11 protein-coding genes are annotated in these 8,954 nt (G+C 39.8%); 6 read left to right on the plus strand and 5 right to left on the minus strand.

What is annotated here, in order from left to right; genetic code table 11:
- Positions 1-22 precede the first annotated feature (22 nt).
- On the plus strand, positions 23-751 hold the full coding sequence (locus BLW16_RS05960) for an esterase family protein (RefSeq protein WP_175470485.1): 729 nt from the start codon (positions 23-25) through the stop codon (positions 749-751).
- Here the strand turns inward: BLW16_RS05960 and BLW16_RS23165 are convergent.
- Positions 742-918 (minus strand): hypothetical protein, encoded by a 177-nt coding sequence (locus tag BLW16_RS23165; protein ID WP_175470486.1) that lies wholly within the window; start codon positions 916-918, stop codon positions 742-744. The two genes, BLW16_RS05960 and BLW16_RS23165, sit on opposite strands and share 10 nt — an antisense overlap.
- A 226-nt stretch (positions 919-1,144) precedes the next feature.
- Here BLW16_RS23165 and BLW16_RS23985 point away from each other — a divergent pair, with 226 nt between their 5' ends.
- The 5 genes from BLW16_RS23985 to BLW16_RS05980 all read left to right on the plus strand — a co-directional run bounded on the left by BLW16_RS23985 (position 1,145) and on the right by BLW16_RS05980 (position 5,647).
- On the plus strand, positions 1,145-1,294 hold the full coding sequence (locus tag BLW16_RS23985; RefSeq protein ID WP_394332005.1) for a cyclic nucleotide-binding domain-containing protein: 150 nt from the start codon (positions 1,145-1,147) through the stop codon (positions 1,292-1,294).
- Positions 1,295-1,510: 216 nt separating this feature from the next.
- The gene (locus BLW16_RS05965; RefSeq protein ID WP_090555639.1) at positions 1,511-2,077 is read left to right on the plus strand and encodes a dihydrofolate reductase family protein; all 567 of its coding nucleotides are present in this window, start codon (positions 1,511-1,513) and stop codon (positions 2,075-2,077) included.
- Positions 2,078-2,128: 51 nt separating this feature from the next.
- The gene (locus BLW16_RS05970) at positions 2,129-2,800 is read left to right on the plus strand and encodes a MarC family protein (RefSeq protein ID WP_090555640.1); all 672 of its coding nucleotides are present in this window, start codon (positions 2,129-2,131) and stop codon (positions 2,798-2,800) included.
- 158 nt (positions 2,801-2,958) lie between these two features.
- A complete protein-coding gene (locus tag BLW16_RS05975; protein ID WP_090555641.1) occupies positions 2,959-4,503 on the plus strand; it encodes a cryptochrome/photolyase family protein in 1,545 nt (514 codons plus the stop codon).
- A 490-nt stretch (positions 4,504-4,993) separates the two neighbouring features.
- Positions 4,994-5,647, plus strand: a complete 654-nt coding sequence (locus BLW16_RS05980) for a DUF6266 family protein (protein ID WP_090555642.1) — start codon at positions 4,994-4,996, stop codon at positions 5,645-5,647.
- A gap of 695 nt (positions 5,648-6,342) precedes the next feature.
- Here the strand turns inward: BLW16_RS05980 and BLW16_RS05985 are convergent.
- From BLW16_RS05985 to BLW16_RS06000, 4 genes are all read right to left on the minus strand, one after another.
- Positions 6,343-7,347 carry a type II toxin-antitoxin system HipA family toxin gene (locus BLW16_RS05985; protein ID WP_245735138.1) on the minus strand — a complete coding sequence of 335 codons (1,005 nt, stop codon included), beginning with the start codon at positions 7,345-7,347 and terminating at the stop codon, positions 6,343-6,345.
- Entirely contained in the window at positions 7,322-7,666 is a 345-nt protein-coding gene (locus BLW16_RS05990) for a HipA N-terminal domain-containing protein (RefSeq protein ID WP_090555644.1), read from the minus strand. Before BLW16_RS05990 ends, BLW16_RS05985 begins: the two co-directional genes overlap by 26 nt.
- Positions 7,653-7,880 carry a helix-turn-helix domain-containing protein gene (locus BLW16_RS05995; RefSeq protein ID WP_090555645.1) on the minus strand — a complete coding sequence of 76 codons (228 nt, stop codon included), beginning with the start codon at positions 7,878-7,880 and terminating at the stop codon, positions 7,653-7,655. The genes BLW16_RS05990 and BLW16_RS05995 overlap by 14 nt, the downstream gene beginning before the upstream one ends.
- Before the next feature lie 400 nt (positions 7,881-8,280).
- A complete protein-coding gene (locus BLW16_RS06000) occupies positions 8,281-8,871 on the minus strand; it encodes a Fic family protein (protein WP_262497149.1) in 591 nt (196 codons plus the stop codon).
- Positions 8,872-8,954: the final 83 nt, after the last annotated feature.

The following is an 8,954-nucleotide window of genomic DNA, read 5'->3' on the forward strand; positions in this document are numbered from 1 at the left end:
CCCTTTATAATAAGCTTTCGAAATGAACAGAGAATATCACAAATGGTTTAGCGCGGCATTGCAGCGGGACATGGAGCTGTTAATATTCGGACATAGCGGCCGGGCTGTTCTATTTTTCCCTACACGCACGGCCAGGTTCTATGATTATGAAAACTGGGGCATTATCGAAGCAATGAGCCAGCAGATCAATAACGGCGAAATACAGGTCTTCTGTGTAGACAGCATTGACGCCGAAAGCTTTTATAATGCAAATATCCACCCGCAGTCCCGTATTTCGCGTCACCTGCAATATGAGCAATACCTGCTGCAGGAGGTCATCCCATTAATTTATTCAAAAAACAGCGGGAATTATCTTGAAACTGCCGGATGCAGCATGGGTGCCTATCATGCCATCAATCTTGCGCTGAAATATCCCTTGTTGTTCAAAAAGGCCGTGGGCATCAGCGGCAGATATGACCTTACCGAAAATCCAGGCGACTTTAAAGACCTGCTGGACGGGTTCCGTGACGACTCTGTTTACTACAATATGCCCCGGCAGTATATCGCCAATTTGGATGATGAAGTCCTCCTGAATGCGATACGCAATGTGGAGATCATTCTGGCTATTGGGGAGAATGATCCTTTTTTATATAGTAACAAAGACCTTAGCCAACTGCTTTGGAATAAGGCTATTCCTAATCAATTGTACATTTGGGCCAGCAATGCCCACAGGCCACATTACTGGAGAAAAATGGTTCCGCTTTATCTGTGAATCACCGTTCCTCTTATTTTCCAGAACCTGAAAAAGCAATCATTACCGTTCCGCCAAGTACCAGTTGCCAGGTGATCTTTTCTTTCAGGAATATAATGAATAAAATGATAGCCGCCGATATAGCCGCCAGAATAGCCCATAAAACCCACATAATTTCTCGTTTTCATATGTAACACAGGAAATTAAAAATAGATTTGTAGCAATGGAAATATAAAGGATCCCTATATTTAATCCATACCAGGACCTGTTCATGGATAGACTACGAAAACACATTGAAGAAATTACCCCTGTCAGTGATGAAGAGTTTGACTACATCAAAACATTTTTTACGCTGAAAAGGGTAAAAAACATCAATATTTAATTCAGGAAGGCGAGCAGGCCAGCTTTGAATATATGATCCTGTCTGGTATTTTCAGGATGTTTTATCTTGACGAACTAGGGAAGGAATACATTGTACAATTTGCGGGAGCAAACTGGTGGATGTCAGACTATCAGTCGTATTTTAATAAAAAAAAGACATGCTTCTATCTTCAGGGAGAGTAGCGCGTTTCTTTTTCGAACTCCCAAAATACCATTATGTCCTATGACAAAATTTTATTGGTAGCAAAAAAGAAAATTACAGACCATGATTAAATAAGTTCTCGTTTTATTCAGTTTATTACGCAAATCACCCCCTATTTTGTCACGACTACACCTGTGATGCGATGGATTACTTGTGGATATTTGTAATAGAACGAAGCACTCTTTAAAACAATTGTTATGCGGAAATTAAAATTACAGGTACAAATGACTCTTGATGGTTTTGTAGCCGGGCCGGAAGGGCAGTTAGACTGGATGTGGGCCGCTGGTGAAAAGGACGAATCCTCTTTCCTGAAAGTAATTGAACTGGCTGATAGCTGTGATACCATTTTGCTTGGACGCAACATGACCCGGGGATTCATTGATTATTGGGAAAATGTAGTTGACAACCAGCCCGACAGTCCGGAACAACCTTTGGCTCAATTAATGGTCAATATGCGTAAAATTGTTTTCAGCCGCACGCTAAACACTATTAAGGGCAGAAATTTAGAAGTGGAAAACGGAGACCTGGCTGCTGCGGTGCATGCGCTGAAAAAGGAACCCGGCAGGGATATCATGGTATACGGCGGCGCCAATTTTGTCAGTTCACTGATCAGCCAAAATCTTATTGACGAATATTTTATTTTCAGGAGCCCGGTTGCCCTCGGGAAGGGGCTTTCAATTTTTAAGGAGCAAAAAATTATGAAATTAGAAAGTTCAACTTCCTACAAAAATGGAAAAACACTCGATAAATACTTACCGGTATAGGCCAAGGGTCCTAACTATTACTATCTTAGCAAAAACAACCCGGTAAAGCTTATGCCTGAATTTTATGAATCATTCGTTCATCTGACCTTCATCGGTATTATTGCATTATTTCCGGTAGTTAACCCAATTGGCTCCGCTTTTATGGTGAGCCCATTTTTTGAGCATTTGAACAGCGCCGAGAAAAGGGCCGCAGTTACTTCAATAACCTTATATGCATTTCTGGTTTGCACGGTTTCGCTGTTTGCAGGTCAGTGGATATTAAGGCTGTTCGGCATTTCTATACCCGTCATACAACTTGCTGGTGGTATCATGATCTGTAAAATGGGCTGGGAGTTTATATCTTCCGATCAGAAAAAAACTGCTTCGGATGACCTTGCTGAAGATTTGAATGTGTCTGCATATAAACATATCGTCAACAAACTATTTTACCCAATCACCTTTCCGGCTACTACAGGCGCCGGCACCATTTCAGTTCTATTTACGCTAAGTGCACACGGCGCAGCTTTCGGGAGTCAGGCTTATTTTCTGAATACGGGCGCAATACTTTTGTCTATTTTGGTCATGTGCCTAATGATCTTTTTCTTTTATCTCAACACCAAAAATATGATCCATTATCTGGGATCAAACGGCGAAAATATTGTGAACAGAATATCTGCTTTCTTAATATTTTGTGTTGGCCTTCAGATTGGTTTAACCGGGATAAAATCACTTTTTCAGATTTAGGATTTGATAAGATGAACTGCGATTAATTGCAATGATAATCATTAATATGAAAGCAGGCCGAAACTAAATATCTGTATTATATGTTGTGTCATTTTAAACGATAAAAGCTGTCCATCAATCTGTTTTCGGTCTGCTGCAGTCAAAGAATCAGGATAAACATGGAAAGCACATACAAAAAACTCAGACTCCTTTTGGGCGATCAGCTCAATCTTCAGCATTCATGGTTTTCGCATAAAGATCAATCCACGTTGTATGTGCTGATGGAAATACGAACGGAAACAGATTACGTTTGGCACCACATACAGAAAGCCTGTGCTTTCTTTGCTGCAATGGAAGGTTTCGCCGAAACGCTGAATAACGATGGTCATGATACGCTTTATTTTAAACTGGATGATCCTGCGAACAAACAAAGCTTTTCTGCCAACTGTGATGCCCTCATAAAAAAATATCATATTGAAAGTTTTGAGTATCAGCTCCCCGACGAGTACAGGCTTGATGAGGAACTGAAAGCTTATTGCGACACATTGAAGATTCCCTGCCAGGCTTATGATACCGAACATTTTTATACCACCCGCGATGAACTGGCTACGTTCTTTACCGGAAAAAAGGGCTTGCTGATGGAGAACTTTTATCGTGAAATGCGTAAAAAACATGATGTACTAATGGCTGGCGACGAACCTGTGGGAGGAAAATGGAACTTCGATGAAGATAACCGCAATAAACTTCCAAAGACCCATAAGCCCCACTTACCATTATTGTTTAACAATGCCGTACAGCCACAATATGACCGCATCAGAAATGCCGGGATTGAAACCATAGGCAGTATAGATCTACAGAACCTGTACTGGCCAGTGAACCGGCAACAGTCGCTGGAACTTTTACGTTATTTCACCGAAAATTGCCTGCCGCTTTTCGGCACTTTCCAGGACGCCATGCACACTGATGAGTGGTCTATATACCATTCCCGGCTGTCTTTCAGCATGAATACTAAAATGCTTTCTCCAAGGGAAGTGATTGGAGCTGCTCATGCAGCCTGGGAGCAGAATAAAAAGGCCATTTCAATCAACCAGCTGGAAGGCTTCGTCAGGCAAATTTTAGGTTGGCGTGAATATATGCGTGGAATTTACTGGCTGAAGATGCCCGGTTTTGAAACACTGAATTACTTTGACCATCAACGAAAATTGCCCGGCTGGTATTGGACCGGAAAGACTAAGATGAACTGTATGAAACATAGTATTGGCCAATCGCTAAACCATGCCTATGCCCATCATATCCAGCGACTCATGATAACCGGCAATTTTGCATTGCTGGCTGGCATCAAACCGGACGAGGTAGACTTCTGGTACCTGGGCATCTACATTGATGCCATTCAGTGGGTGGAAATCACCAATACCAGAGGGATGAGCCAATATGCGGACGGGGGCATCATCGGATCAAAGCCCTACACCGCAAGTGCCAATTATATCCATAAACAGAGTAATTATTGCGACAATTGTCATTACGACCGGACAAAAAGAATTGGTGAAAGTTCCTGTCCTTTTAATAGCCTGTACTGGGATTTCCATGACCGCCACAGAGATAAGCTGAGCAATAACTTCAGACTTTCTATGGTTTACCGGCTATGGGACAAAATGGCCCTGCATGACCGCGATGCTATTTTGCTGCGCGCAGACTTCTGCCTGGAGAATCTGGAGGAACTATAATCACATTGAACGGACAATTAATGGCAGTAATGATTGATGATCCTGCATCATCAATAAAAAATCCGGTATATCCGTATTTAAATCGAATTTGCTTGCCCTAAACTGATATTGATGCTATTATTCCCCTTATCGCTAAACAGTTTGAAAGATATCTGAATAGTAGTATAGGACCTTCAGGCTAACCGTTTACACACCGTTAAAGGTTAATCAGGCCTTCATGTAGCCATTAGGCGGGGATCTCCTAGCCTTGTCCTAGCCGCCGGACAGCTTAACCCCAGCTGATCCCTTCTAAAAAGTCTTGTAAATGGATACTGATCTGCATACGTAACTCCGATTGTTCCCCGCTATAGCTTAAACACCCATATCTTATCAGGCAAGATCATTGCTCTCAATTGTACGACAATTAGCGACAAATTGAGACAACACATTGATTTACTTTTAGTTACAATACATTTATAGTAAGTTTGAATAAACAATTAAAATTATAATTATGGCAAAATTAACAAATGGCTTTAACGGCCCCTTAAAGGGAAAATTAGGCAAAGCAGTAGCCTATATCCTAAACGATGAAAATATTATCCGTTCCATTGGAGAACGTAACAAAAAGAAGGATTCAGAAATGACTGATACGCGGCTAAGGACAAAGCTGGCTACCGATCTTATTACCCCTGTCAATGATTTTATCAAGTTCAGCTTCGCTTATGAAGCGAAAAAGCACAAGACATGGAACTTCCATAATGCGGCCTCAAGCATTGTTCGGGAGGCGATCTCGGGCACATTTCCCAATCTGTACGTTGATTACTCCAAGGTGTTATTTGCGAGCGGCAAACTACCGTTACCTAAAAACCTTGCGGCAGAAGTGGTCGAAAAAGGATTAAAGTTTACCTGGGATACAAGTTCCCCAGAAAAAGGGGCTAAAAGAACCGATCTCGCTATGGTTTTGGCCTATTATCCTGAAACAGCTAATGCAAATTTTATAAGAAGCGGATCAAGAAGGTCATCAGGATATGAGATCCTACCCCTGACTGTAAAAAATCAGATTGCAGAAATCTATATCGCCTTTATTTCGGATGATCATTCCAAAGTTTCTGACAGCGTTTATTTAGGTCAAATTAAATGGCAGGGATCATCAGCACCACATTGAACATTCAAAAAAAGAGTCTGTTTCTATTTCTGAGACAGACTCTGCTGTAAGTTTCAGTAATTTAATAAGTGGCCGCGAATGTTCAGGTTTCAAACTTTTTTGTTGAGGGTTTGCAGATGGTTATTGAGATTTTGGAACGTGAAGGGAGATCTTGAAATGGTCATGGGATTGGATAATCTCCCTCTCCTTCCGCCTTCTAAGAATATGTAAGAGGATATAGAGGTAATGAAAAAACTCGTTATAACCTCTTGGGCACTAGCAACTACAAATTCCAGTATATCTCACGGTAAGTTGAACATCAAGTGGTATAGCAAAGAAGTGAATGAGGCTATTTATAGTCAACCATACATTAAACCAAAATTTATTGGAGAAATCCTGGGCATCACATCGAGAACAACTTTGACCAAATACTTTAACGAGCTTTTTACAAATCAGGTCAATAATACCTGTTCAACAACTGGGCATAGCTGTCCAGAAATACAAATTTTTCTGATTACACTTCGTTAAAGCGGACATATTTACAAATATTTCAGACTATAATGACTGAAATAACAAATTTTTCAGATTATAACCAAGAATGACACCACATGTGCTCTAGGACTTAAAACTGCAAGAAACACAAAGTTCAGTAGTCTTGGGTAGTACCGAACTTTTGTGGCCGCGAAGATTCCAATCATCATTCAATCGATTTAAGTTCAGCTTAGCAAATTTCTCTTTTTATTATAGTTGTTAAGATAGCCTTTCTTCAGAGAATCTTCGAGATAAGATCGGGCGATCAATTGTTCTACCAAGGGCTGCCTTTCCAGAAATGACTTTAATAGAGCGCTGATCCTTTTTTCTTGAATGCCGATCCTTCTAGCAAATTCTTCGAAATCCAAGTGGCTTGGTGCCGTATTTTTTTCCCAATCTCTAGATTTGAAGCCATCAGCGAAAAGTCCTCCATCTAATGCAAAATCTGGATCATTTACGTGGAGTTTTGTATTCAGCAGATCATATGCCGGGCTTAGGACAAAATCGCCCTGAGCAGTTTCCAGCAGTCCAAAGTTCTTAAGATGGGCATCTCCGTTGGAGAAAAGATAATTGAACACAACGAGTTTAAAGTATTTCTCGATTTCCACGCGCCATGAGGGAACATACTTCCGGATTAGTGCACCTAAATCTTCATAGTTATAATGATACTTATAATCTGCTCCGTCTGTATCCTTTGATTTTCCGGCCAGGCTTGCGAAGTCTTCTTTTCTCCACTTATTTCCGTTAGGTTTTACATCAAATCTTAAGGTGATATATGCAGGCTCTCCTGTTTCAAAAAAGATCAATGCATTTTCAGCAGTATCTATCTTGTAGACTTGCCTGGCAATCTGCATAGTTAGGTGTTCATTAGCCGGAACCTGATCTACTTTCTTGACATCTCTTGGGATGGGCTTCAGTATATAGGTGCCTGGTTCGCCTTCACTGGTTAGCCTGATACGATTCTTTTCTAGCAGAAGAGATAATTTTTCTTGCACACCAGAGATAGAGATCCTCTTCCTGTTCTCTATGAACTTTTCTACGTCTACATTGTCTGTCTTATAGGATGTATAGGGTAGAATATGACTAACTTTTTTTCCACCGAACATTCTTTTCAGTGCAATAGGACTATATGTATGATAGCCTTCAGCCAGGGTTCCCGGGCAGTTAGTTATTTCCAATAAACTCATCATTACTTGGTTTTACTGTTATAGCCCCGATAGTATCATTTCCCGCTGTAGCAAGGAGTAGACCAAAGGCATCTTCTTCATCTATTCTGAACTGCCTACTTTGTAGCTGCTTATTTACTCCTTCGGCTAGCATGTTATAGAAGAACGGGAATAGGTAGGTCGATCGGTATTCCCGCCTAAGTTTTGGAAGAGTCAGGCTTATAGCGGGCATTGAATGATCATTATAATAATGTTCATCATAAGTGAACACATAATTATTACTGCCTTCCTCTATTAAGCTTCCGGCTAGAATTTTGTTGTAAAATATTTTAGCTTTCCTCATTAGTCCGTTCGTTGATACCTCCTATTACCAGTTTAATCTCCATGCCCAGTACTTCTGCTATTTTTGTCAATACTTCTATAGTAGGATTGGCTTCGCCTTGTTCTATCTTAAAGATGGTGTTTACACTTACCCCTGCAAGGTCGGCCAAATAAGACTGTGTAAGCTTTAATTCCTTCCGTCTATTTTTGATAGAGTTGCCAAGTGATAATAACATTATAATGTGGTTTTTATTAAAAATAGGAAATAAATTTATTAATTCAAAGAGAAACCACATTAAAATGTGGTTTCTCTTGATTTCTATTCATTAACCATTCTAGCCACATCTTAGCTCTTAAGAAGATTTCTTTGTTTCTCATTAGAAACGACTTTTATTAAACAACCAAAGTCTTGAATGATGACCATCTACATTCTTAAATAAACTATGCTAGCGTTATTAAACGCTACTGCATATAGAGGAAATAAAGTTAAAAAGTTCGGTAGTATTTAAGTACTACCGAACTTTTGTGGCCGCGAAGATTCTGATTTTAAACTATTTTATGGATGATTTGCAGATGGTTATTGAGGTTCTGGGGTCTGAAGGGGTATTTTGAAATGGTGGTGAAACGGATTTAAACCTATTCTGAAAGGATGCGATAAAGTTCAAGATTTAAATAATAGCTATTGCCCTGCATTATTCTCTTCTCTAAAATACCCATATCAGAAAGTTTATCGAGGTATTTTCGCGCAGTGTTTTCCGCAAAAAGCTTTCGGTCAGTATAATGCCTTACTTTAGTATATGGCTGTGTAAATAGCGCATCTACAAGACTTTCTGGTCTACTGATTTCATTGTCATCCATAATCGCCTCAAGAATAGCATCTTTAGCAGATATGATATCATTTATCTTATAGTATGTAATATTTGCAGTTACCTCTACAGCCTTAAGCATGTATAATAACCATTTCTTCCAGCTACCTCTTTGCGTTATTCCAGATAACCCTCCATAATATTCATCTTTATTATCGATAATGTATCGGCTTAGAAATAATATAGGATAATCAAGAAGGCCTTTTTTAGTTAAGTAATGAATATTAAAGATACGTCCAGTTCTTCCATTTCCATCTCGAAAAGGATGTATAGCCTCAAACTGGAAATGCCCTATTGCCATTTTTAAAAGAGGATCTAATGGATACTTTTTATCATCGTTTAAAAACTCTGGAGTTGCTATATTTGAGTAGACAGTAAGTTAAGAGAATTACATACCTTAACAGAAATTATGTCACAAGTAAGAAAAGCGTACCCGAAGGAGTT

This window comes from Pedobacter hartonius (assembly GCF_900107535.1).
In the GTDB taxonomy this organism is placed as follows: Bacteria; Bacteroidota; Bacteroidia; order Sphingobacteriales; family Sphingobacteriaceae; genus Pedobacter; species Pedobacter hartonius.